Raw genomic sequence first — 23,871 nt, forward strand, 5'->3', positions numbered from 1 at the left:
AACAATAGACGTTTTTGTTTCACTCGAATAGAGCGCGGAGAAATTAGTGCTCGCGCGTCGCTCGGAATTGAACGTCTGGGAAACGTTCAGCAGCTAAGTTCAAGTTCACCATGGTTGGTGCGATGTAAGACAAGTTATCACCACCATCTAGCGCGAGGTTAGATTGGTTCTTACGTTTGAACTCTTCAAGTTTCTTAGCGTCATCGCACTCAACCCAGCGAGCGGTTGCAACGCTAACGCCTTCGTAGATAGCTTCGACGTTGTATTCCGCTTTCAAGCGCGCTACAACCACGTCGAACTGAAGTACACCAACCGCACCAACGATCAGATCATTGTTCTGCATAGGACGGAATACTTGTACTGCGCCCTCTTCTGAAAGCTGAACCAAGCCTTTTAGAAGTTGCTTCTGCTTCAGTGGATCGCGCAGACGAATACGACGGAATAGCTCAGGTGCGAAGTTAGGAATACCAGCGAACTTAAGGCTCTCACCTTGAGTGAAGGTATCACCAATCTGGATAGTACCGTGGTTATGTAGGCCGATAATATCACCCGCGTATGCTTTTTCAGCGCGTGCACGGTCTCCCGCCATGAACGTTACCGCATCAGAGATACTGACACTCTTACCCGTACGAACATGGTTCATCTTCATACCTTGGTTGTAAGTCCCCGAAACGATACGCATGAATGCGATACGGTCACGGTGTTTAGGGTCCATGTTTGCTTGGATCTTAAACACGAAACCAGAGAACTTCTCTTCTGTTGCTTCAACATCACGCTCGTTCGCTTGACGCGTTTGAGGAGCTGGAGCCCATTTCGTTAGACCATCAAGCATGTGGTCAACACCAAAGTTACCTAATGCAGTACCGAAGTAAACCGGCGTTAGTTCACCAGCAAGGAACAGTTCGCGGTCAAACTCAGGGCATGCGCCAATAACAAGCTCTAGCTCTTCACGTACGCTGCTCGCCAGATCTTCACCGACCGCTTCATCGAGCTCAGGGTTATCGAGACCTTTGATGATACGAACTTCTTGAATCTCATGGCCGTGGCCAGATTCATACAAGATCGTTTCATCACGGTGAATATGGTAAACACCTTTAAACTCTTTACCACAACCAATTGGCCATGAGATCGGCGCACAAGCCATACCCAGCTCGCTCTCGACTTCATCAAGCACTTCCATTGGGTCACGAACGTCACGGTCAAGTTTGTTCATAAACGTGACGATTGGCGTATCACGCAGACGCGTGACTTCCATCAGTTTACGAGTACGATCCTCGACACCTTTCGCAGCATCGATAACCATCAAACAAGAGTCAACCGCTGTTAGTGTACGGTACGTATCTTCCGAGAAATCTTCGTGTCCGGGAGTATCGAGTAGGTTTACTAGGCAATCATTGTATGGGAATTGCATTACCGACGTAGTTACCGAGATACCACGCTCTTTTTCCATCTCCATCCAGTCAGACTTAGCGTGCTGGTTGGAGCCACGGCCTTTTACGGTACCCGCTTTTTGAATCGCGTTTCCGAATAAAAGAACTTTTTCAGTAATCGTGGTTTTACCCGCATCCGGGTGAGAGATAATCGCAAACGTTCTACGTTTGCTCACTTCTTGTTGGAAAGACATAGTCGTCCTTTGCTGATCTAAAGCGTAAAAAGGGCAAGTAGATAATACTTGCCCTTGAATTCTGTGTGCGGATTATACAGAAAGCAAGCCACTTTCTAAAGGGTCAGTTTACACCCTATTTTATCGCTGATTCTCTGCTTAGCTAAAAGCCACAGCATGACTAGCTAAAAGACATAAAAAGATAACTCATAATGATAGCATCTTCATTGCCTTGCTTGGTTGGGTAATAGTTACGACGACGGTCGACTTCATTAAAGCCTGCCTTCTCATAAAGATTGAACGCATTCACATTACTTTCGCGAACTTCCAGCCAAGCACTTTCGGCGCCAGCTTGTTCACACATATCAAGAAAGTGCTCAACCAAAGCTTTACCGTAGCCTTTGCCTTGTTGGTTCGGATCAACCGCTATCGTCAGCAAAGTCACTTCACCAACAATATTCTGAGCATAGAAATAACCGACAACTTCTCCATCCACTATTAAAACACGATGGCAACCTCCACGGCTATTCAGTTCACGGATCATACTTTCAGACCAAGGATGAGAGTGCGCCGCTTGCTCAATGTTCCAAATGGCGTCGAGATGTTGTTGTGAAGTCGGTAAGAATTGATTAGTCATAAGCACAAATTTGTTGCCATAAGTCGCGGCGATGTTGGTTATTACCGTTAATGTCAGACAGTAATGGCGATTGAAGTGTTTTTAGCTTCAGCTCTTGGGTCGACTCGCAACCGGCAAACCACACCCACTCAACCGAGCTTAAATCGACAGTAGACAAGTGCTGTGGTTGAAGGTGCAAAGCCTGAGATAAGTCGAGCTTGATACTTTTAAGTACGCGTTCAAACATCACGGCGAGATCTTCGTGAGGTTTTTCAGGCGAAACCAACAGTAATTTGCAGTCACTCGATAGCGGAATCAATTCAGATTCATACCCCGCTAAACGCTCTGGGTGACTTAGCTCCCATTGGCTAATGCCCATCTCTTGTAGGTATTGCGCGTGTGTTTGTGACATATCTTACGGTAGTAACCTTAGGTTTATTCGAGCTTAAGTTTATTCGCGCCGACGCTTATTGAAACCGGGAGCTTGGTCGATTTCATTGTCTCAAAACGGTGTCTCTTAAAAGAGACTGTATTAGCACTGGGCTGATACTAACAAAAAATAAAGGAGCATCAAGCTCCTTTATTTAGACAAAATCAGCTTATCTCTTATTGCGTGATCAATCTGCTTATAAGTCGTTAAATTCGGGGCTGTAGGCAATCTCACCAGAATGCCCCGTAAACGCACCGTCTACCAACTCAATCGCTTGAAAAGCACCTTCTGGCACATCCCAAACACAACTCAGACCAAACTCACTCGCAGCCTTGAAACCAAAGCGACGGTAATAAGCAGGATCACCTAACACAACACAAGCTGGATAGCCAAAATCAACTAAGGTAGAAAAAGCGTCTTCAACTAAAGAGGTCGCCACACCTTGATTACGAAACGCTTCTTTTACAGCAAGAGGCGCAAGGCCTTGCCAGTTATTATCTTCACCGTGAAGGGTTATAGGGCTAAACATCAGGTGACCCACTACCTCGCCTTCATCAGAGCAAGCCACCAACGATAACGTTAAATGACTATTCTCACGTAAGCTCATCACCAAATTAGCTTCGGCATCCGTTTCAAAAACAGATTTTAATAAACGATCAATGACAAGTATATCTGCTGGTGCTTCAGTTCGAATAAGCATTCATTACCTCACTTTGTGTGTCTGGGGATTGTACTCCCTTCTGCACAAAATCAGCTAATTGATTTAACAAAGTTTTCATAGGCTTTGGCAATAAATCCAAATCGACGCTATCCATCAAGTTTTTAACCTCTAATCCGAGCTCGGTATCGCCCTCAATAGAAAGTCGACGTTGAAAGAACATCGTATCAGGATCCTCTTTACGTCCTGCAATAAGCACAAGGTCATTAAGATTACCACTAAAGCTTACATCCTCAACAACCTCTTTATCAGCGACAACCAGTTGCTCATTTTTATAGCTAATACACCAACTTAAGCTCATATCTTTTATTGAGACTTTCAACCACTTGCCTTCTAAAAACTCAAAATCACCATCTTCTAAAGCCTCTTTAAAAACATTATTCAATGCTTCTAACAAGGCTTTTTTTTGTACTTTTTTAGGCAATAATTGGACTGGAGATCGCAAAATTGATGCGGCATTTTGAACTAGTTGAGTGCGAATCTTGTTTATCACGTGACTTATCCGTAACTTTGTCAATAATATAGAAGGCATCATAAATGATGTTAAGAACTCCGTTACTGTTGTGTGTCAAATTTGCACCTCTTTGATACCCGGCCTTGGATACCCTAAAATCGCCGTTATAGTAACTGAGTGAACAAAAAACACAGCGTACAGCTGCACTCACAAGGTAAATAATGATTACACTAAAACCTAATCAGCATTTAACATTTGTGAATATTTACGTTATTGGAGAATTGGTAGTACTTTGATGCCTCCCCAGCAATTACAACATTGGTTTACTCAGTTAACTGCAAACAGCCCGTTCTTTTTTGCAGTTCTTGATGCTCAACACAATTACTTGATGGTGAATGAGCGTTACTGTGACATTGCTGGTTTGAGCAAAACTGAACTTGTCGGCATGAATGATCGCCAAACATTAGGTGAGCAATTCTACCAACACCTCAAACCTTATTACGAACGTGCGTTCAATGGTGAAACGATTGAAGCCGAAGTGACACTCAACGAGACGAACCTCGATACCAGCCTTCATTTCAGTCTTTCTCCACTGATGAATGACTCCCAAACGGACTACATTGTTTTTCATGCCTTCGACACATCAGAAAACCAAGTACTAGTTCGTTCTTTAGAAGAATCCGAAACGAAATTCCACAAACTATCCCACTTGCTCCCAGACGGTTTACTGTTAGTTGAAAGTGACTACATTATGTCATCCAACCCAGCGGCTGCACGTCTGCTTGGCTTTAACTCCACAACCGAGTTGATCGGCGAAGAGTTAGGGCGCTTATTTATCGACGAACAAACCAAAACAGTCTTCAACAATGACATCAGTTCTATTATTTCGGAGTCTGGTTTAGTTTGCTTAACGGGTGCCCGATGCGGCTTTGAACGTAAGGTTCAACTTAACATCGACTCCACTGCCGTCTTAGGGAGCAACACCCAACTGGTTCTGATCCAAGATGCACAAGACACCGCAAAGCAGTATTCATCCGCAAACTGTGAAGATGTCTACATTGACGCGCTGACCAAACTCTATAACCGGGTAGGGTTTACCAAGCGCCTTGAGCAGTTTATCCATAATGACACACCTCTGGTCATGCTCTATTTAGACATTGATAACTTCAAGAATATCAATGACTCACTTGGTCATCACATCGGCGATAAAGTCATTAAGGAGGTCGCTTCACGCTTAAAACGCTTGTTGCCCCGCCAAGCGGTCGTAGGGCATTTAGGCGGAGATGAATTTGGAATTATTCTTCCAGACCCCGAACATCCACGAACACCTGAGATGCTCTCTGAAAAAATAATTGCTCTCATCAATCAACCCTTCGATCTTCACCACTTTAGTAAACGCTTAGCCTGCTCGATCGGCAGTGTGCTCTACCCACAAGATGGAGTAGACGCACGTATCTTGTTGCAAAATGCCGATACCGCAATGTATGAAGCTAAAGATCGGGGTCGCAACCGCCTGATTAAGTTCAACGAGCAGATGAACAAAGAAGCACGTATGCGTCTGTGGCTTGAAATCGAGTTACAAAAAGCGCTGCAACAGAATGGGCTCGAAGTTTGGTATCAGCCAAAGGTCAACGCGCGTGACTTCACTATCAACGGCGCTGAGGCTCTAGTACGTTGGAAGCACCCTGTTGAAGGCTATATCAGTCCAGCAGCATTCATCCCAGTAGCGGAGCGAGCGGGTCTTATCGAGCAGCTTGGTCGTGTCGTGATGCGTGAAGTCTTTACTACGGTTAAGCGCTGGAAGATGCAAGGTATCTTGCCCGGTAGAGTTGCGATTAACTTGTCTCCAGAACAATTTGGCAACCCAAAACTGATTGATTACGTAGAGAAGCTGGTACGCTCTACAGAGTTAGATCCCAGTGCGATTACATTTGAGTTAACAGAAAGTGCGGTCATGAGCGATAGTGAGCACACACTGCAAATGCTGAATGCAATTAAGAGACTTGGCTTCGCGTTATCCATCGACGATTTTGGAACCGGTTATTCATCACTCTCTTATCTGGCTCGTTTCCCAATTGATGAGCTCAAGATTGATCGTGCTTTTATTTCTGATATCGATACGCTACCAAAACAGATCACTGTCATTGAAAACATCATCAATCTAGGAAAATCTCTCGATTTAACCGTAGTGGCTGAAGGTGTCGAAACCAGTGAGCAAGCGACTCTATTGTCTAATCTCAACTGCAGTTCAATTCAAGGCTTCCATTTCTATCGTCCTCAGCCAAAACAAGATGTTGAAGAGTTGTTCGCCCAAAACCGTCGTCATAAGAACTGATTAGATGTTTCGCACACAGCCCCATTCTTCAATCAAAGCCGCACACAAACCAGCGCGAGTCAGTCGCTCAAGTGGAGTAAAAGCAGATTTATCCATCTAAACCTGCCTTACATCAATTCTGTCATTCATAATTCTTCATAAAATGCTCGCTTCAACTTAATACTACTGGTAGTGAGCAAATGGAACTCTTATGCCCAGCGGGTAACTTACCTGCTTTGAAAACCGCTATTGATTGCGGTGCGGATGCTGTCTATATCGGATTCAAAGACGATACCAATGCCAGACACTTTGCAGGCCTTAACTTTGCGGGTAAGAAGCTCGATCGTGCTGTGCAATATGTGCATGACCACAACAAGAAAATTCATGTCGCCCTCAATACATTTGCTCACCCAAATGGCTTCAACCGTTGGACTAATGCCGTAGACAACGCCGCCGCACTGGGTGTTGATGCGCTGATCATTGCAGACATCGCAGTGCTTGAGTACGCAGCAAATAAGTACCCAGATCTAGAACTACACCTATCAGTACAAGCATCTGCGACCAATGCAGCGGCTATCGACTTCTACCATAAAAACTTCAACGTTAAGCGTGTCGTACTGCCACGTGTGTTGTCGATTCATCAGGTCAAACAGCTTTCTCGTAATATCACTTCTGACGTTGACCTTGAAGTATTCGCTTTTGGTAGTTTATGCATCATGGCAGAAGGCCGTTGTTACCTCTCTTCATACATGACAGGTGAATCACCCAATACCGTTGGTGCTTGTTCTCCGGCGAAATACGTTCGCTGGCAAGAAACAGAAACCGGCTTAGAGTCTCGCTTGAACGAGATCCTTATCGATAAGTACGAAGCAGGTGAGAACGCAGGTTACCCAACGCTATGTAAAGGCCGCTTTGAAGCAGAGATCGATGGTGAGCGTAAGCGCTATCACGCACTTGAAGAGCCAACTAGCCTCAACACGCTATCCATGTTGCCAGAGCTTTTCGCGGCGAATGTGGCCTCGGTAAAAATTGAAGGCCGCCAACGCAGCCCTGCTTATGTTGAACAAGTCACTCGTACTTGGCGCGCAGCTATCGACCGCTACTTAGCGAACCCAGAACAATACCAAGTGGAACAAGCTTGGAATGCGACACTGGCCAATGTATCGGAAGGTACACAAACCACGCTTGGTGCTTACCACCGTAAATGGCAATAGCGCCAAATGGAGAACTCAATGAAATACGCATTAGGCCCGCTACTGTATTTTTGGCCAAAACAAGACGTTGAAAGCTTCTATGAGCAAGCGAAATCAAGCTCTGCCGATATCATCTACCTAGGTGAAGCGGTATGTTCAAAGCGTCGCGAAATGAAAGCGCAACACTGGATGGACATTGCCAAAGAGTTGTCTGCTTCAGGTAAGCAAGTCGTCCTCTCGACCATGGCATTACTCGAAGCGCCAAGCGAAGTCAATATCATGAAGAAGTACATCGACAATGGTGACTTTGCGATCGAAGCCAATGATGTCTCTGCCATTCAACTCGCCAGCGAAAGCAAAGTACCTTTCGTCGTTGGCCCTGCGGTAAACACTTACAACGCACGCACGCTGAACCTGTTTTTGAAACAGGGTATGACGCGTTGGTGTATGCCCGTTGAGCTTTCTCGCGAATGGCTAAGCAACGTAATGACGCAGTGTGAAGAGCTGAACATCCGCAATAAATTCGAAGTTGAAGTGTTTAGCCACGGTTACCTGCCACTGGCTTACTCGGCACGCTGCTTTACCGCTCGTGCTGAAAATAAAGCCAAAGACGATTGCGAAACCTGCTGTATCAAGTATCCAACCGGGCTACAAGTAGAAAGCCAAGAAGGCCAATCAGTCTTCAACCTTAATGGTATCCAGACGCAATCAGGCTACTGCTACAACCTAGTCAATGATTTACCGAACATGCACGATTTGGTTGATGTGGTTCGTTTAAGCCCACTCGGTATTGACACCTTCTCTGAAATCAATAACTTCAGAGCGAACGAGCAAGGTCAAAAACCGATGAAGATTGAAAGCCGTCAATGCAATGGCTACTGGCATCAACTTGCAGGTTTAGACGTTAAGAACATCTAGTTCCTCGTATTAGACTAACCAGCAACAGACACCAAAAAGGTCTAGCATTCGCTAGACCTTTTTAATTCGACTTAAGAAACACGACCTATACCGTTGCGGTCTCCATCGCTGAGGCATCGAGCTTCTTTAGGTCTTTGTAAAGCATCACCATCACGACCACACTGAGCGCGATGTTAGACAGTGGGTACGCAATCCAGATCCCCGGCACACCGTACAGCTTAGGCATAATGTACAAGAAAGGTAACTGGATAAGCATATTGCCTATCGTGACAAACATCGCCTTGCTGCCCTTATTCACCGCCTGATAGTAAGCACCCGCTACCACCAAGAAGCCATCAAGCGCCAAGGCAAACATGTGCAGTCGAATCCCCAACACGGTGTACTCAACCAACTGAGGTTCATCCGAGTTAAATACTGACACAAACTCACGAGGGAACGCGTTCAGAAGCAGTACAAACGCCACACCAATCAATACTGAACTCATCATCGCAATTTTAAGTAACTTACGAATATTCGCTTGATTACGCGCACCATGGTTATAGCTCACTAAAGGTTGCATACCGTTAGCGATACCTTCCGCCGTGAGATAATAAACTGTCACGATGTAGCCCAAAATCGCGTAAGCGCCGATCATCAACTGGTCGCCATATTGAGCAAACAAGGCATTGTGCAACGCCACCATCATCGAACCATAAGCGTACATAAAGAAGCTTGATGTACCAATGGCGAAGATTTGTGGAATCACATCCAGCTTCAATCTCAACTCATTCCAACGTAAACGTAGGTTTGCTCGACGTGAGAAGAAGTAAGCCAAGCCAAGGCCCGTTACCACAAACTGAGCAATCGCTGTTGCTAATGCCGCGCCCGTCAACTCCCAACCATAAAGAGCGATAAACAGGTAATCGAGTGCAATGTTAATCACTGCACCAACGATCATCAGTATCGTCGCTAAGTTAGGGCTGTCATCGTTACGCAGTAGAAACGGCATCGCGATCGAGCCAAGCGTGAAGACACTGGCACCAATTAAGATATGTAAGTATTGCAGGCCAAGTTCATACACCCGCCCTTCAGCACCCTGCCAAAGTAAAAATTGATCAGCAAACAAAAACAGTATGGCTGAAACAATCGGCGTTATCGCCAACAATAAGGTGAGGCCGGTAGCTAAGATCTGTTTAGCACCTTGAGTATCTTTTTCACCTTGGCGAATCGAGACAAGCGCACCCGTCCCTACCCCAACCAACATACCAACACCAAGAATCGAACCAATCACAGGCCACGCCACATTAATGCCGGCAAGACCATCAGCCCCCACATAGCGACCAATGAAGATGCCATCCACCACTTGGTACAGTCCATTAACCAACATGGCCGCTACGGTAGGAATAGTGTATCGCCAAAATTGGCGACTAATTGAGTTACTCATCTCTTACTCTACTTTCATTTGTGAGCCACATATCAATGGGATATGACGCTAAAAATCAGTTAACAAGGCTAACTAAATATTTAAATTATTTACTTCAAAGCTTTATTTAATAATAGGTTTAACTGCTGAGATTCTTGCTCAGACAAGCGGCTTTCCAGAATTTGGGCCATCACCTGATAAATTTTGCTCTCTTCTTTCAAACCCACTTCAGCTTTCTGGGTTAAAATGACCAATTTAGAGCGCGCATCTTCCGGCGAGGGTTGACGTTCAACGAGTCCTTTTCTCTCCAGTCTTTGAACCATAGTGGTTGCGGAAGGTTTAGTTACCTGCATCTCAACCGCAAGGTCTGTGAGTCGAATAGGCTCTGGTGCAGCTTGAATGACCTTCAAATAATCGTATTCGTTGAAGCTCAATTGACAGATAGGATCTTCATTAACTTGAGTGCGCCATACCTTAGAGGCGAAGCGTTCAATCTTTTCTAAATTCTGGTTCAGCATACTTACCCAATCAAAGCATTGCATTTAGTTAGCAAGACTAACTATTCTAATACTGTGTATTTAAAAAGCAATCGAAATGAAATCGGACATATAAAAAAACCGCTGACAGGCAGCGGTTTCTTAAATTTCTAATCTGTCTTTTATTTCGCTTTAGCTTCTTCTTCAGCTTCTGCCTGTTTAGCGGCGGCTAATTTAGACTGCGCCAAATGTTCGGCTTTAAGCGTGCTAAAAATACGACTTAGCTCTAAGAAAGAATAACGATGCTCAACGTATTCATATACGTTAAACGACAACGCTAGCTTGTACAAAGAGATCGCATTTGCGTAGTCACCATTCATATGGTGGCGCTTAGCAAGGTAGAAGTATGTCTCAGTAAGGCGTTGAGCAAGAAGCGTATTATCTCGCGTACCGGCTAGGATCGCTTTAAAGGCTTGCTCTTCAGTAATATCGTCAAGCATGATAGCCACTAACACCCATCCCCACTGCTCATCACGGTTCTCATAACGCGCTTGCAAATCAAGCTTGGCTTGCTCTGGCGTGAGTTCATGTTGGATGATGTAAAGCCAAAGGGCACGAAATGGATCACTCGGATCATCAGCGTAGTGCTTCATCATCTCTTCATTGGCTAAGTCATAACGCTCACCATAATAAAGCGCGATAGCACGGTTTCTTTCTGCATATGAGTTTGCAGGATCCAGCTCTAACGTAGAATCAAAAGATTCATAAGCGGTATCAAACTCCCCAGCCTGCGTAAAGTAAACACCCAAAAGATTAAAAATATCAGGTTGAGCAGGGTTCAATGAAAGAGATTGATTGTAGTCGAGACGGGCGAGATCACGTAGGCCAACACTGTCGTAGTAGTTGCCACGTTCAAACAGCATCTTAGCTCGAACTTCATCGTTCAAATCTGGACGCAGTAAGAGTTGACTAAGGCGTGCTATCTGAATTTCTTGTTGAACACTCGGTTGAAGCGGTACCGCCATTGGTGGATAAACCCAACGTGAGGTGTTATCTGATGTTGTCGCACAACCTGTTAGTACAAGCACTAAACACATACTCACGGTTTGAAACCATTTCACAAATAATTACTCCTGTTATGACCGCAATAAAAAAGGGAGCGATATGCTCCCCTTTATAACATGCTTTGTTGCCGATAGGTTAGAAATCACTAAAAAGCGATATCACCATCGACACACTGAGAATTACTCAGCAGCAGGTGCTTCGCCTTCAGCTGGCGTTTCAACTGCTTCTTTCATGCTTAGACGTACACGGCCTTGACGGTCAATTTCAAGAACCTTAACAGGAACTTCTTGACCTTCAGTTAGGTAGTCAGACACTTTCTCAACGCGCTTGTCAGCGATTTGAGAGATGTGTACTAGACCATCTTTACCTGGAAGGATAGTAACGAATGCACCGAAGTCAGCTAGACGAGCAACTTTACCTTGGTAAATGCGGCCAACTTCAACTTCAGCTGTGATCTCTTCGATACGACGGATAGCTTCTTTAGCAGCTGCGCCTTCAGTAGCAGCAATCTTGATTGTGCCATCGTCTTCGATTTCGATTGTCGTACCCGTTTCTTCACAAAGAGCACGGATAACGGCGCCGCCTTTACCGATAACATCTTTGATCTTATCAGAGCTGATTTTCATTGTGTGGATACGTGGAGCGAATTCAGAGATATCTTCACGAGCACCAGAGATAGCTTCATCCATGACAGAAAGGATGTGCTTACGTGCACCTTGCGCTTGGTTAAGTGCAATTTGCATGATCTCTTTAGTGATACCTTCGATCTTGATGTCCATTTGAAGTGCAGTGATACCAGCGTTAGTACCTGCTACTTTAAAGTCCATGTCACCTAGGTGATCTTCGTCGCCAAGGATATCAGAAAGAACAACGAAATCGTCGCCTTCTTTAACAAGACCCATTGCGATACCTGCAACAGAAGCTTTGATTGGAACACCAGCATCCATAAGCGCTAGAGATGTACCACATACAGAAGCCATTGAAGAAGAACCGTTAGATTCTGTGATTTCCGATACAACACGAACGGTGTATGGGAATTCTTCAACAGAAGGCATTACCGCTTGGATACCACGTTTAGCAAGCTTACCGTGACCAATTTCACGACGCTTTGGAGAACCAACGAAGCCCGTTTCACCTACACAGTATGGAGGGAAGTTGTAGTGTAGAAGGAAGTTGTCTTTCTTCTCACCCATTAGGCTGTCGATGATTTGAGCATCACGTTGTGTACCAAGCGTTGCAGTAACAAGTGCTTGAGTTTCACCACGAGTGAATAGAGAAGAACCGTGTGTACGTGGAAGAACACCAGTACGTACGTCGAGTGCACGAACCATGTCTTTTTCACGGCCATCAATACGTGGGTTACCAGCGATGATGCTGCGACGTACAACCGTTTTCTCTAGATCGTGGAAGATAGAATGAACTTCTTTTAGGTTCACATCTTCATTTTCAGATACTAATACTTCGTTAACTTCATCAGCGATTGCGTGAATGCGATCGTAACGAGTCATTTTTTCAGTAATTTGGTAAGCTTCAACTAATTTAGCTTCTGCTAGCTCAGCAATGCGAGAGTTAAGAGCCGTGTTCTCTTCTGGAGCAACCCAACCCCATGATGGCGTCGCCACTTCAGCAGCGAACTCATTGATTGCTTTGATCACAACTTGCTGTTGGTCGTGACCGTAAACAACAGCTGAAAGCATTTCTTCTTCAGATAGATTATCTGCTTCAGACTCAACCATGAGTACTGCGCCTTCTGTACCAGACACAACAAGGTCTAGTTTAGAGTTTTCAAGCTCAGTATTTGATGGGTTAAGAACAAGTTCGCCATCGATGTGACCAACACGAGCAGCACCGATAGGGCCATTAAATGGAACACCAGAGATAGCAAGTGCAGCAGACGTTGCGATCATAGTGATCATGTCTGGGTTTACGTCAGGGTTGATAGAAACAACCGTTGCAATTACCTGTACTTCATTTTTGAATGCATCAGGGAAAAGAGGACGGATTGGACGGTCAATCAGACGAGCTGTTAGTGTTTCTGCTTCAGAAGGACGGCCTTCACGCTTGAAGAAACCACCCGGGATTTTACCCGCAGCGTATGTACGCTCTTGGTAGTTAACTGTTAGAGGGAAGAAATCTTGACCGGCAACAGCTTCTTTCTTAGCAACAACAGAAACGAATACTGATGTATCGTCCATCGTTGCCATCACAGCAGCAGTAGCTTGACGTGCCATTACGCCCGTTTCTAGAGTAACGGTGTGGTTACCGTATTGGAACGATTTTACAACTGGTTTTTCAAACATTGTATATCCTTAGCTCTAAAGTCATGACTTTAGATTAAGTGAAGAGTGACTCAAGATATTACCAATCGCGACTAGTAAAAAGGGACTCGGGAATACGATTTCTTTGTATGAGTTCATACGCCGAGTTAAGACCAAATCCGCCTTTGAATAGTCGCGACCTATTGGCCGACATCTGTGACTGTAACGTCTTGAGAGGTTGATTGCCAAACGTTGAAACGCATTAGCCGGCGTAGTATAAACTATTTTTATTAGGAGAGGTATTTCCTAGCAGAAAAAGCCAGGTGATATTCTGAGTATCCTGTCAAACATTTCCTTACTGGCACAAAAAAAGGAGCATAAATGCTCCTTTTTCTTCAAACTGTCTTTACAGACATCGCGATTAGCGACGTAGGCCTAGACGCTTGATTAGGTCTTGGTAACGAGCAAGGTTTTTGCCTTTCAAGTAATCAAGAAGCTTACGACGGCTAGAAACCATACGTAGTAGACCACGACGGCTGTGGTGATCGTGTTTGTGCGCTTTGAAGTGACCTTGTAGGTGGTTGATAGAAGCAGTAAGTAGTGCTACTTGTACTTCTGGTGAACCTGTGTCGCCTTCAGATTGTGCGTATTCTGCAACGATTGCTGCTTTAGTTTCTGCATTCAGAGACATAATTCTCTCCTGATAAGAGTAAGTTTATATTTGTAGCAGCCAATCTCTGATTCAGCCGCTACGCGAGCCGAGGATTATAGGGAAGTTTACGAGTTGGTGCAATAACAATCGAACCCATTAAAAACGAAAAAAGCGAACCATTAAAATGAAGGGCTCGCTTTCTATATTATTGACTCGTCTTTCACGACTCCGCGCTAATATCAGACCTGATTAAAGCGCTACGCTTGTGGCTCTTCATCTCTGAAAACAACCAAACGCTTCGGTGCAACTCGGCCATCTTCAGCAATCTGAGCGACGCCGACAAACAGTTTCTCTTCGCCACTGGTCATGCGAACCGTGCCTTCCGTTGGCGCACCCGCAACCTGAACGGGCATACCGTGCTGAACAAGGTCAGTCAGTTCCGCGTTCAAGTTTACTTCGGGTAAGTCTTCAACGGCAGTGTCCATAGGCATCAGCAGTGGATCAAGCAGCTCTTTCGGTGCAATTTCCTGCGCCTGTGCTTGCTCTAGAATCTCATTTAACTGCTCCAAAGTCACCATACGCTCATATGGGTATTTCGCGACACCAGTACGACGCAGCATAGTCACGTGAGCACCACAACCTAGCATTTCACCTAGGTCGTCGGTAATTGTTCGGATGTAAGTACCTTTCGAACAGTGCACCTCCATTTCAACTTCATCACCTTCAAAGCGAAGCAGTTCAATAGAGTAAACCGTGATCTTACGAGACTCACGAGGAACCTCGATACCGGCACGCGCGTATTCATACAAAGGTTTACCTTGATATTTCAATGCCGAGAACATTGATGGGATCTGATCGGTTTCACCCTTGAAGCTTGCAATACAGCGCTCTAGTTGTTCTTGAGTCACGTTAACATCACGTGTCTCGACCACTTCACCATCAGAGTCAGAGGTATTGGTACGCTCACCAAGCTTAGCGATAACAACGTAGCGCTTATCAGAATCGAGAAGAAACTGAGAGAACTTCGTTGCTTCACCGAGACAAATTGGCAGCATGCCAGTCGCAAGAGGATCCAGAGCACCGGTGTGTCCTGCCTTCTCTGCAAAGTAAATACGCTTTACTTTTTGCAGTGCATCATTAGACGAAATGCCTGTCGTCTTATCTAATAGAATTACCCCATTGATAGGGCGACCTTTACGACGGCGAGCCATTACTCTTCGCCCTTAGACTGAGTTTCGTCAGCACGACCCGCTTCTTCTTGCTTGCGCTTGTCATCGTTCAGAACTTCACTCACTAGGTTAGACATACGCATGCCTTCTACGAGTGTGTTGTCGTAAGTAAAACGAACTTCAGGCGTTAAACGGTGACGAATACGCTTACCAAGCGCCATACGTACTGGCACTTCATGCTCCTTAAGAGCGGCAAGGCAAGATTCAGGGGTTTGCTCACCGATACATAGGAAAGTCACGAACACCTTTGCGTATGCAAGGTCACGAGACACTTCTACATCTGAGATAGTTACCATACCGATACGTGAGTCACGAACTTCACGTTGTAGGATAAGAGCAAGCTCTTTTTGAAGCTGCTGAGACACACGTTGTGTGCGGCTAAATTCTTTTGACATTTCTTTTCTCACTTAGAAAGATGGGGGGCTTGGTAATTACCAGCCCCCCATGGTGTATTCAACAACCGATTACTTATTACCTTTACTCGTAATGTTAGTAACCTTAGTCAATATGTCGAGTCGTACAGACTGATTAGTCTAGAGTACGTTTAACCTCAACAATTTCGAATACTTCGATCTGGTCACCAACGCGAACGTCGTTGTAGTTCTTAACGCCGACACCACACTCGTAACCATTTTTAACTTCTTGAACGTCATCTTTAAAGCGACGAAGTGACTCTAGTTCACCTTCGTAGATAACAACGTTGTCACGAAGTACACGGATTGGGTTGCTACGCTTAATCGTACCTTCAGTCACGATACAACCAGCGATTGCACCAAGTTTAGGCGACTTAAATACGTCACGAACTTGGGCAAGACCAATAATCTCTTGACGGAATTCAGGAGCAAGCATGCCGCCCATCGCCTGTTTCACTTCATCGATCAGTTGGTAAATGATTGAGTAGTAACGTAGATCTAGGTTTTCGTTCTGAACCGTGTTACGCGCAGTTGCGTCAGCACGAACGTTGAAACCAAGGATGATAGCATTAGAAGCGGCTGCAAGTGTTGCATCAGTTTCAGTAATACCACCAACACCAGAACCTACGATGTTCACTTTAACTTCATCCGTTGACAGTTTCAGTAGAGAGTCAGCAATCGCTTCTACAGAACCTTGAACGTCTGCTTTAAGTACAACGTTAAGCTCAGCGACTTCGCCAGCCGTCATGTTGGCGAACATGTTCTCTAGTTTCGCTTTTTGTTGGCGAGCGAGTTTAACATCACGGAATTTACCTTGACGATAGTTCGCAACTTCACGTGCTTTACGCTCATCACGTACAACCGTCGCTTCGTCACCTGATGCAGGTACGCCAGAAAGACCTAGAATTTCTACAGGAATAGATGGACCTGCAGTTTCGATGTCTTTACCATTTTCATCGCGCATTGCACGAACACGGCCATACTCTTGACCACAAAGAACGATGTCGCCTTTGTTTAGAGTACCAGACTGAACAAGAACAGTAGCAACAGGGCCACGGCCTCTGTCTAGGCGAGACTCAACAACAACGCCTGATGCCATACCATCTTTAACCGCAGTCAATTCTAGTACTTCAGACTGAAGAAGGATCGCTTCAAGAAGACCTTCAATGTTTGTACCCTGTTTTGCAGAGATGTGAACGAAGATGTTCTCGCCGCCCCACTCTTCAGGAATAACATCGTATTGAGCAAGCTCATTCTTAACGTTATCTGGATTAGCGCCTTCTTTATCGATTTTGTTTACAGCAACAATCAGAGGAACGCCAGCCGCTTTTGCGTGCTGGATAGCTTCGATTGTTTGCGGCATAACACCATCATCAGCAGCAACAACAAGAACAACGATATCTGTCGCTTGAGCACCACGAGCACGCATAGCAGTAAACGCTGCGTGTCCTGGAGTATCAAGGAACGTGATCATGCCGTTATCCGTTTCAACGTGATATGCACCGATGTGTTGTGTGATACCACCAGCTTCCGCATCTGCAACGTGTGCACGACGGATGTAATCCAGTGTAGAAGTTTTACCGTGGTCAACGTGACCCATGATAGTAACAACAGGGGCGCGACCTTCAGCGATAGCATCGTTGTCACGGTCAGCCAGTACCGCTTCTTCAAGTTCGTTTTCTTTGCGTAGGATTACCTTGTGACCCATCTCTTCTGCAACAAGTTGCGCAGTTTCTTGATCGATCACTTGGTTGATAGTCGCCATAGCGCCCATCTTCATCATAACTTTGATAACTTCCGTTGCTTTAACTGACATTTTGCTAGCCAGTTCAGAAACCACGATTGTTTCGCCGATAGCAACGTCTGATTTAGCAACCGTTGCTGACTTGTCAAAACCTTGCTGCATTGACGTTGGTTTAGCAAGCTTACCTTTAGCGCCACGACCACGTTGGTTACGACCACCACGGGTATTGTTAGGTTGAGCCGCTGGAGCCGCTTTCTTCTTACGACGACGAGGCGCTTTTTCTTCTTTCTGGTCAGCAGCATCTTCCGCTTCACGAGCATAAGTAGAAGTCGTCACATGGTAATCCGCAGATTTCTCTTGTTCTTTCTTCTTCTTCTCTTCTTCAGACCAGCGCTCTTGATTCTCTTCTGCTAACTTACGAGCTTCTTCAACTAGCTTCGCCGCTTCTGCTTCAGCTTTACGCTGTGCTTCTTGCTCTTGACGAGCTTTTAGTTCATCCGCTTCTTTTTTCGCTTGTGCGTTAACGTCTGCATTTTTTGAATTCATGTCTTTTTTAGCCTTTTCAGCTTGTGCGCGTTGAGCTTTTTCTTCAGCATCACGTTTTGCATCCGCTTCACGTTTTGCTTTTTCTTCAGCTTCGCGCTGTGCTTTCTCTGCAGCATCACGTTTCGCTTGCTCTTGAGCTTCGCGTTGTGCTTTCTCTTCCGCTTCACGTTTCGCTAGTTCCTCAGCTTCACGTTTCGCTTCATCTTCAATAGTGCTGCGCTTCACATAAGTACGCTTTTTGCGTACCTCTACTTGAACATCCTTACTCTTACCGCCTCCAGCAGCAACACTTAGCGTGCTGCGGGTCTTGCGTTGAAGAGTTAAACGAGTCGGCTCTGATTCACCAGAAGTGTCGCCATGCTCCTTTTTAAGGTGCGTTAGCAATGATTGTTTCTCTGAATCACTAACTTGATCCGAACCTGTTTTCTTCATGCCTGCATCAGCAAGTTGTTCAATTAAGCGGTCAACTGGCGTACCAATCTCTTCACTCAGTGCTTTAACTGTTAATTGTGTCATACCGCTCTCTCCTTGCTGAGTTATTCTTCGTCGCCGAACCAACAGATGTTACGTGCAGCCATAATTAGCTCACCCGCACGCTCTGCAGTTAGATCTTCAATGCCTTCTAGTTCATCAACGCCTTGGTCAGCTAGGTCTTCCAATGTTGCCACGCCTTTTGCTGCTAGTTTGTAAGCCATTTCACGCTCTAGGCCTTCAAGTGCTAGCAAATCTTCAGCAGGCTCAACGCCGTCGAAAGTTTCTTCTTTCGCTAACGCTAAAGTCGTTAGTGCATCTTTTGCACGGCTACGCAACTCTTCAACGATACTTTCATCTAGACCATCGACTTCAAGTAGCTCGTTTACTGGTACATAAGCCACTTCTTCTAGCGTAGAGAAACCTTCTTCAACAAGCATTTGAGCAAAGTCTTCTTCGATGTCTAAGTGCTTCATGAAGTTTTCAATGGAAGCAACCGCTTCTTCTTGGTGCTTCTTCTGAAGATCTGCAACTGTCATTACGTTCAGTTCCCAACCAGTAAGTTGAGATGCTAGACGTACGTTTTGTCCACTGCGGCCGATCGCTTGAGCTAGATTATCCGCTTCTACAGCGATATCCATAGAGTGTGCATCTTCATCAACAATAATAGAAGCAACATCTGCTGGCGCCATTGCGTTGATTACGAATTGAGCCGGGTTATCGTCCCAAAGCACGATATCAATACGCTCACCGCCAAGATCATTAGAAACGGCTTGTACACGTGCACCACGCATACCGACACACGCACCAACAGGATCAATACGTTTATCGTTTGTTTTCACAGCGATTTTAGCACGAGAACCCGCGTCACGTGCAGCCGCTTTCAGTTCAATGAGCTCTTCACCAATTTCTGGCACTTCAACGCGGAATAGCTCAACTAGCATTTCTGGTTTAGAACGCGTAACGAAAAGCTGGAAACCTCGAGCTTCTGGTTTTACTGCGTATAACAGGCCTCGAACACGATCACCAGGACGGAAGTTTTCACGAGGCAGTTGATCATCACGAAGAATGACAGCTTCAGCGTTATTACCTAGGTCTAGAATAATTGTGTCACGGTTAACTTTCTTAACCGCACCCGTAACGAGTTCACCTTCGTTATCAATAAACTGTTCAACGATTTGAGCACGTTCAGCTTCACGTACTTTTTGTACGATAACTTGCTTAGCTGTTTGCGTCGTAATACGGTCAAACGTTACTGATTCGATGTCATCTTCGATGAAACCGCCAAGTTCGATCTCTGGGTTATCGTACTTTGCAGCTTCAATCGAGATTTCTTTTGTTGGGAATTCAACTTCCTCAACAGCTTCCCAACGACGGAAAGTTTCGAAATCACCCGTTTTACGGTCAATTTCTACGCGAACTTCAATTTCTAATTCGCTTTTCTTTTTTGTTGCCGTTGCAAGCGCGATTTCAAGCGCTTCAAAAATACGCTCACGAGGAACTGCTTTCTCATTAGAAACAGCTTCTACTACCGCCAAAATTTCTTTGTTCATTAATCTAGCCTCTTAAGCTCTTCTCTCTAGGAGAACTAAAATTTAGGGATCAGGTTAGCTTTCGCAATATTGCTCAAGACAAATTCTTCTTCTTGTCCTTCAACCAATACTGTTACTGTCTCGCCTTCAATAGATTGGATATCACCTTTCCATTTACGACGGTTGCCGACAGCCATTTTCAAAACGATGCTTACCTCGTGACCAATAAATTGTTGGTAATGCTCTGCTTTGAACAGTGGTCTCTCTAAACCTGGAGAAGACACTTCAAGGTTATAAGCCACTGAAATTGGATCTTCAACGTCCATTACGGCACTTACTTGGTGACTAACTTCAGCGCAATCATCTACATTAATACCGTTAGGCGAATCGATGTAAATACGTAGCGTTGAGTGCTCACCAGCACGAATAAATTCTAATCCAACTAACTCATAACCTGATGCAGCTACTGGAGCGTCAAGCATTTCAGTAAGTTGTCTTTCTAAACCAGTCATTTAACCACTCCAGAAACAAAAAAAGGGCTCAAAGCCCAATTTAAATTCCAAGCAAACATTATCTAAACGCATTTACAAATGCCTAGATAACAAAAAACCCCGTATAAGCCGGGGTTTTTGTTGCTGGACCCTTATATGTCAAGTGCCATCACATTCGATATCACACTCAACTCACAGTGAGGTTCACACTGTGCAAACTTGCAACCAAAACACGCTACATTATAGCGTCAAAATTGGTTGCGGGAGCCGGATTTGAACCGACGACCTTCGGGTTATGAGCCCGACGAGCTACCAAACTGCTCCATCCCGCGTCCGACTTGTGAGCATTATACGCTCAACAAGATGTTTTACAAGTTTGTAAACATGGTGCCGAGAGAGGGACTCGAACCCTCACACCCTAAAGCACTAGCACCTCATGCTAGCGTGTCTACCAATTTCACCACCTCGGCAAATAACCTTTACAGATTATTGTGGAATTTCATCGCCTTGCGATGGAACTTCACTCACTGCATCATCAGCTTTCTGAATAACCTGACCTTGTGTCGGGTTAATCCATTGTGACTCAGTCTTATGTGTAGACATATTACCAAGCACCAAGCTAAGGATAAAAAATGTAGTTGCAAAAACTGCAGTCATTCGGGTAAGAAAATTTCCTGAGCCACTAGCACCAAACACAGTGTTTGAAGCGCCAGCACCGAATGAGGCTCCCATATCTGCGCCTTTACCTTGTTGAATCAACACTAGGCCAATTACACCAAGCGCTGCCAACAGGTAAATCACAAGTAGAACTGTAAACATTTTTCCACCTATGTTCCTAATTGTTGAGCCAGCGCCGTTCAAAAAATCATTTTCAAGAACAAGGCTAGCGACCTCCTAACTGAAGGCCGAGCAATACTAGCGAATGAGAGGTTGCCTGACAAGGGGAATTTGCTAAAAAATAAGCCTTTACCAAGCGAGTGGTCAAAAAAAAGTCAAAAGCGACGTAAAACTCATTAATGTCCCTTTTGACCTTCATACCACTCAATCAATTTTAATCATAGGAGCTATTGTCGCTCCGACTCAATAAGAGGTTTAATTAGCAGTTTGCTTTTACCGCATCAGCGATCTTAAGTGCAGACATTTGAACAAGCTCTGCATCTTCGCCTTCAACCATGACACGTAGCAGTGGCTCAGTGCCTGATTTACGCAATAGTACACGGCCTTTATCACCCAGTTCCGCTTCCACTTCAACAACCGCTGCTTTCACCGCTTCGGCTTCTAATGGGTTTGAATCACCGCTGAAACGTACATTTTCCAAAACTTGCGGGTATAACGTCATGCCCTGAGACAACTCGTTTAGGGTCATTTCGCTATCAACAACAGAAGCTAAGACTTGAAGTGCAGCAACGATAGCATCCCCCGTGGTCACTTTATCCAATAGAATAACGTGGCCAGAGTTCTCTGCACCGATCTTCCAGCCTTTAGCAAGAAGCTGTTCCATTACGTAACGGTCACCAACAGCAGCACGTACAAACGGAATGCCTAACTGCTTAAGGCCGTTTTCCATACCAAGGTTGGTCATGAGCGTACCAACAACGCCGCCTTTCAACTCACCGCGGCGCAATGCATCACGTGCAATGATGTACGCGATTTGGTCGCCATCCACTTTGTTGCCCAGCTCGTCAACCATGATGATACGGTCGCCGTCACCATCAAAGCCAAGGCCTAAGGCCGCTTTCTCTTCAACCACTTTTGCTTGCAGGGCACGCACATCCGTCGCACCAACTTCGTGGTTGATATTAGTACCGTTTGGCTCAACACCAATCGCAATAACCTCAGCGCCCAACTCTTTAAATACAGACGGGGCAATATGGTAAGTCGCACCATGAGCACAATCGACAACAATCTTCATTCCTGCCAGCGTCATCTGATTTGGGAATGTACTTTTACAGAATTCAATGTAACGACCCGCGGCATCGTTTAAACGTACCGCTTTACCGAGCTCGAATGAATCAACACATTCGATATCTTTATCCAGTTCTGCTTCGATTGCTAACTCGATATCGTCTGGCAACTTCGTCCCCTCAGAAGAGAAGAACTTGATACCGTTATCATAGTAAGGATTATGTGAAGCAGAGATAACAATCCCAGCCTCAGCGCGGAACGTTTGTGTCAGGTAGGCGACAGCAGGTGTCGGCATTGGGCCAGTAAACGTAGCTTGCAGCCCCGCAGCAGCAAGACCCGCCTCTAAAGCTGATTCCAACATATAACCAGAGATACGAGTGTCCTTACCAATGATCACTTTCTTGGTGCCCTGCTTCGCGAGAACACGCCCTGCAGCCCAACCAAGCTTGAGGACAAAATCCGGTGTAATTGGGTACTGACCAACCTTGCCACGCACACCATCTGTGCCGAAGTAACGTCTTTTATCAGACATTTTTATTTTCCTTAATTACATGAGTGATTGTTATTCATCACTTCAATTATCTTCATCGCTTCCAACGTTTCGTCAACGTCGTGAACACGAATAATTTGAGCACCTTTCATAGCGGCAATCGTGGCACAAGTAACACTGGCTACCATGCAATCCACAGGAGCCTTGTCTAACAACTTAAAGATCATCGATTTTCTCGACATTCCCGCTAAGATTGGCAACCCTAATGCGTGAAGTTTATCAAGATGTGCTAATAGATGATAATTATGTTCGATCGTTTTACCAAAACCAAAACCGGGGTCTAGGATAAGTTGCTCTTTTGATATGCCTATAGCCTCACACGCGTCCACTCTTTCTCTCAAAAAGTCTTCCACATCAGTTAACACGTCATCATAGCTGGGATTCGCTTGCATGGTTCTAGGTTGACCTTTCATGTGCATCAAGCAAATTGGGACATTCGCGTTAGCGGCTGCCTCTAAGGCTCCAGGTTCTTGTAAAGCACGCACGTCATTGATCAAATCAGCACCAGCCTCAACGGCTTGACGCATTACTTCCGCTTTGCTGGTATCAATAGAGATCCAAACATCAAACTTAGCGCGAATGGCTTGAATCGCTGGGATAACACGAGCGAGTTCTTCTTCTAAAGAGACCTCAGGCGCTCCCGGACGAGTCGATTCACCACCAATATCAATGATGCTGACACCAGCTTGAATCATTCGTTCCGCTTGCTGTAACGCCTTGTCTAACGAATTAAATTTACCGCCATCTGAAAAAGAATCTGGCGTGACATTAAGTATACCCATTACATGTGGGCGGTCTAAAACGAGCGTTTTATTGTTTGCTTTTAATATCATGGAAAACACCTATCAAAAAGTAAAAACACCTTGGGCTATAAACAGAAAAACCCTGAGC

General features: G+C 45.2%; 21 protein-coding genes and 2 tRNA genes. 3 read left to right on the forward strand and 20 right to left on the reverse strand.

The annotated features are described in order from the left end of the window. Positions 1-43: 43 nt before the first annotated feature. The 5 genes from prfC to ubiT all read right to left on the reverse strand — a co-directional run bounded on the left by prfC (position 44) and on the right by ubiT (position 3,860). Positions 44-1,624 (reverse strand): peptide chain release factor 3, encoded by a 1,581-nt coding sequence (gene prfC, locus OCU36_RS10675; protein ID WP_261837994.1) that lies wholly within the window; start codon positions 1,622-1,624, stop codon positions 44-46. A 160-nt stretch (positions 1,625-1,784) separates the two neighbouring features. Then, positions 1,785-2,240, reverse strand: a complete 456-nt coding sequence (gene rimI / locus OCU36_RS10680; RefSeq protein WP_261837995.1) for a ribosomal protein S18-alanine N-acetyltransferase — start codon at positions 2,238-2,240, stop codon at positions 1,785-1,787. Continuing rightward, complete coding sequence (locus tag OCU36_RS10685) at positions 2,233-2,631, reverse strand: DNA polymerase III subunit psi (protein WP_261837996.1); 399 nt, start codon at positions 2,629-2,631, stop codon at positions 2,233-2,235. The genes rimI and OCU36_RS10685 overlap by 8 nt, the downstream gene beginning before the upstream one ends. Positions 2,632-2,845: 214 nt before the next feature. Further along, positions 2,846-3,349 (reverse strand): GNAT family N-acetyltransferase, encoded by a 504-nt coding sequence (locus OCU36_RS10690; protein WP_261837997.1) that lies wholly within the window; start codon positions 3,347-3,349, stop codon positions 2,846-2,848. After that, on the reverse strand, positions 3,333-3,860 hold the full coding sequence (gene ubiT, locus OCU36_RS10695; RefSeq protein WP_261837998.1) for a ubiquinone anaerobic biosynthesis accessory factor UbiT: 528 nt from the start codon (positions 3,858-3,860) through the stop codon (positions 3,333-3,335). The genes OCU36_RS10690 and ubiT overlap by 17 nt, the downstream gene beginning before the upstream one ends. A 256-nt stretch (positions 3,861-4,116) precedes the next feature. Here ubiT and OCU36_RS10700 point away from each other — a divergent pair, with 256 nt between their 5' ends. From OCU36_RS10700 to OCU36_RS10710, 3 genes are all read left to right on the forward strand, one after another. Then, positions 4,117-6,156, forward strand: a complete 2,040-nt coding sequence (locus OCU36_RS10700) for a sensor domain-containing protein (RefSeq protein WP_261837999.1) — start codon at positions 4,117-4,119, stop codon at positions 6,154-6,156. 179 nt (positions 6,157-6,335) lie between these two features. Continuing rightward, positions 6,336-7,349, forward strand: coding sequence for a ubiquinone anaerobic biosynthesis protein UbiU (ubiU, locus tag OCU36_RS10705; protein ID WP_261838000.1), 1,014 nt, complete (start codon positions 6,336-6,338; stop codon positions 7,347-7,349). Positions 7,350-7,367: 18 nt separating this feature from the next. Next, positions 7,368-8,246 carry a U32 family peptidase gene (locus OCU36_RS10710; protein WP_261838001.1) on the forward strand — a complete coding sequence of 293 codons (879 nt, stop codon included), beginning with the start codon at positions 7,368-7,370 and terminating at the stop codon, positions 8,244-8,246. Positions 8,247-8,331: 85 nt separating this feature from the next. Here OCU36_RS10710 and OCU36_RS10715 read toward each other — a convergent pair whose 3' ends face one another. From OCU36_RS10715 to folP, 15 genes are all read right to left on the reverse strand, one after another. Continuing rightward, on the reverse strand, positions 8,332-9,669 hold the full coding sequence (locus OCU36_RS10715) for an MATE family efflux transporter (protein WP_261838002.1): 1,338 nt from the start codon (positions 9,667-9,669) through the stop codon (positions 8,332-8,334). 89 nt (positions 9,670-9,758) lie between these two features. Continuing rightward, positions 9,759-10,166, reverse strand: a complete 408-nt coding sequence (locus OCU36_RS10720; RefSeq protein WP_261838003.1) for a MarR family winged helix-turn-helix transcriptional regulator — start codon at positions 10,164-10,166, stop codon at positions 9,759-9,761. A gap of 140 nt (positions 10,167-10,306) precedes the next feature. Further along, the gene (nlpI, locus tag OCU36_RS10725) at positions 10,307-11,245 is read right to left on the reverse strand and encodes a lipoprotein NlpI (protein WP_261838004.1); all 939 of its coding nucleotides are present in this window, start codon (positions 11,243-11,245) and stop codon (positions 10,307-10,309) included. A gap of 123 nt (positions 11,246-11,368) precedes the next feature. Further along, on the reverse strand, positions 11,369-13,489 hold the full coding sequence (gene pnp, locus OCU36_RS10730) for a polyribonucleotide nucleotidyltransferase (protein WP_261838005.1): 2,121 nt from the start codon (positions 13,487-13,489) through the stop codon (positions 11,369-11,371). 379 nt (positions 13,490-13,868) lie between these two features. Next, positions 13,869-14,138: a 30S ribosomal protein S15 gene (gene rpsO / locus OCU36_RS10735; protein WP_010436144.1), complete on the reverse strand. Its 270-nt coding sequence runs from the start codon at positions 14,136-14,138 to the stop codon at positions 13,869-13,871. A 218-nt stretch (positions 14,139-14,356) separates the two neighbouring features. Then, positions 14,357-15,310, reverse strand: a complete 954-nt coding sequence (gene truB, locus OCU36_RS10740; RefSeq protein ID WP_261838006.1) for a tRNA pseudouridine(55) synthase TruB — start codon at positions 15,308-15,310, stop codon at positions 14,357-14,359. After that, positions 15,310-15,723 carry a 30S ribosome-binding factor RbfA gene (rbfA, locus tag OCU36_RS10745; RefSeq protein WP_261838007.1) on the reverse strand — a complete coding sequence of 138 codons (414 nt, stop codon included), beginning with the start codon at positions 15,721-15,723 and terminating at the stop codon, positions 15,310-15,312. Before rbfA ends, truB begins: the two co-directional genes overlap by 1 nt. A 133-nt stretch (positions 15,724-15,856) precedes the next feature. Continuing rightward, entirely contained in the window at positions 15,857-18,547 is a 2,691-nt protein-coding gene (infB, locus tag OCU36_RS10750; RefSeq protein WP_261838008.1) for a translation initiation factor IF-2, read from the reverse strand. A 20-nt stretch (positions 18,548-18,567) separates the two neighbouring features. Next, a complete protein-coding gene (gene nusA, locus OCU36_RS10755; protein WP_261838009.1) occupies positions 18,568-20,055 on the reverse strand; it encodes a transcription termination factor NusA in 1,488 nt (495 codons plus the stop codon). 35 nt (positions 20,056-20,090) lie between these two features. Then, positions 20,091-20,546 (reverse strand): ribosome maturation factor RimP, encoded by a 456-nt coding sequence (gene rimP / locus OCU36_RS10760; protein ID WP_261838010.1) that lies wholly within the window; start codon positions 20,544-20,546, stop codon positions 20,091-20,093. Positions 20,547-20,780: 234 nt separating this feature from the next. Continuing rightward, positions 20,781-20,857 (reverse strand) — tRNA-Met (locus tag OCU36_RS10765). Positions 20,858-20,910: 53 nt separating this feature from the next. Beyond that, positions 20,911-20,995, reverse strand: a tRNA-Leu gene (locus OCU36_RS10770). Positions 20,996-21,011: 16 nt separating this feature from the next. Continuing rightward, on the reverse strand, positions 21,012-21,344 hold the full coding sequence (gene secG / locus OCU36_RS10775) for a preprotein translocase subunit SecG (RefSeq protein ID WP_261838011.1): 333 nt from the start codon (positions 21,342-21,344) through the stop codon (positions 21,012-21,014). 277 nt (positions 21,345-21,621) lie between these two features. Further along, positions 21,622-22,962, reverse strand: coding sequence for a phosphoglucosamine mutase (gene glmM, locus OCU36_RS10780; protein ID WP_261838012.1), 1,341 nt, complete (start codon positions 22,960-22,962; stop codon positions 21,622-21,624). Between the two features lie 11 nt (positions 22,963-22,973). Beyond that, the gene (gene folP / locus OCU36_RS10785; RefSeq protein WP_261838013.1) at positions 22,974-23,813 is read right to left on the reverse strand and encodes a dihydropteroate synthase; all 840 of its coding nucleotides are present in this window, start codon (positions 23,811-23,813) and stop codon (positions 22,974-22,976) included. Between the last annotated feature and the right edge of the window lie 58 nt (positions 23,814-23,871).

Origin of the sequence: Vibrio artabrorum (assembly GCF_024347295.1) — a bacterium.
In the GTDB taxonomy this organism is placed as follows: Bacteria; Pseudomonadota; Gammaproteobacteria; order Enterobacterales; family Vibrionaceae; genus Vibrio; species Vibrio artabrorum.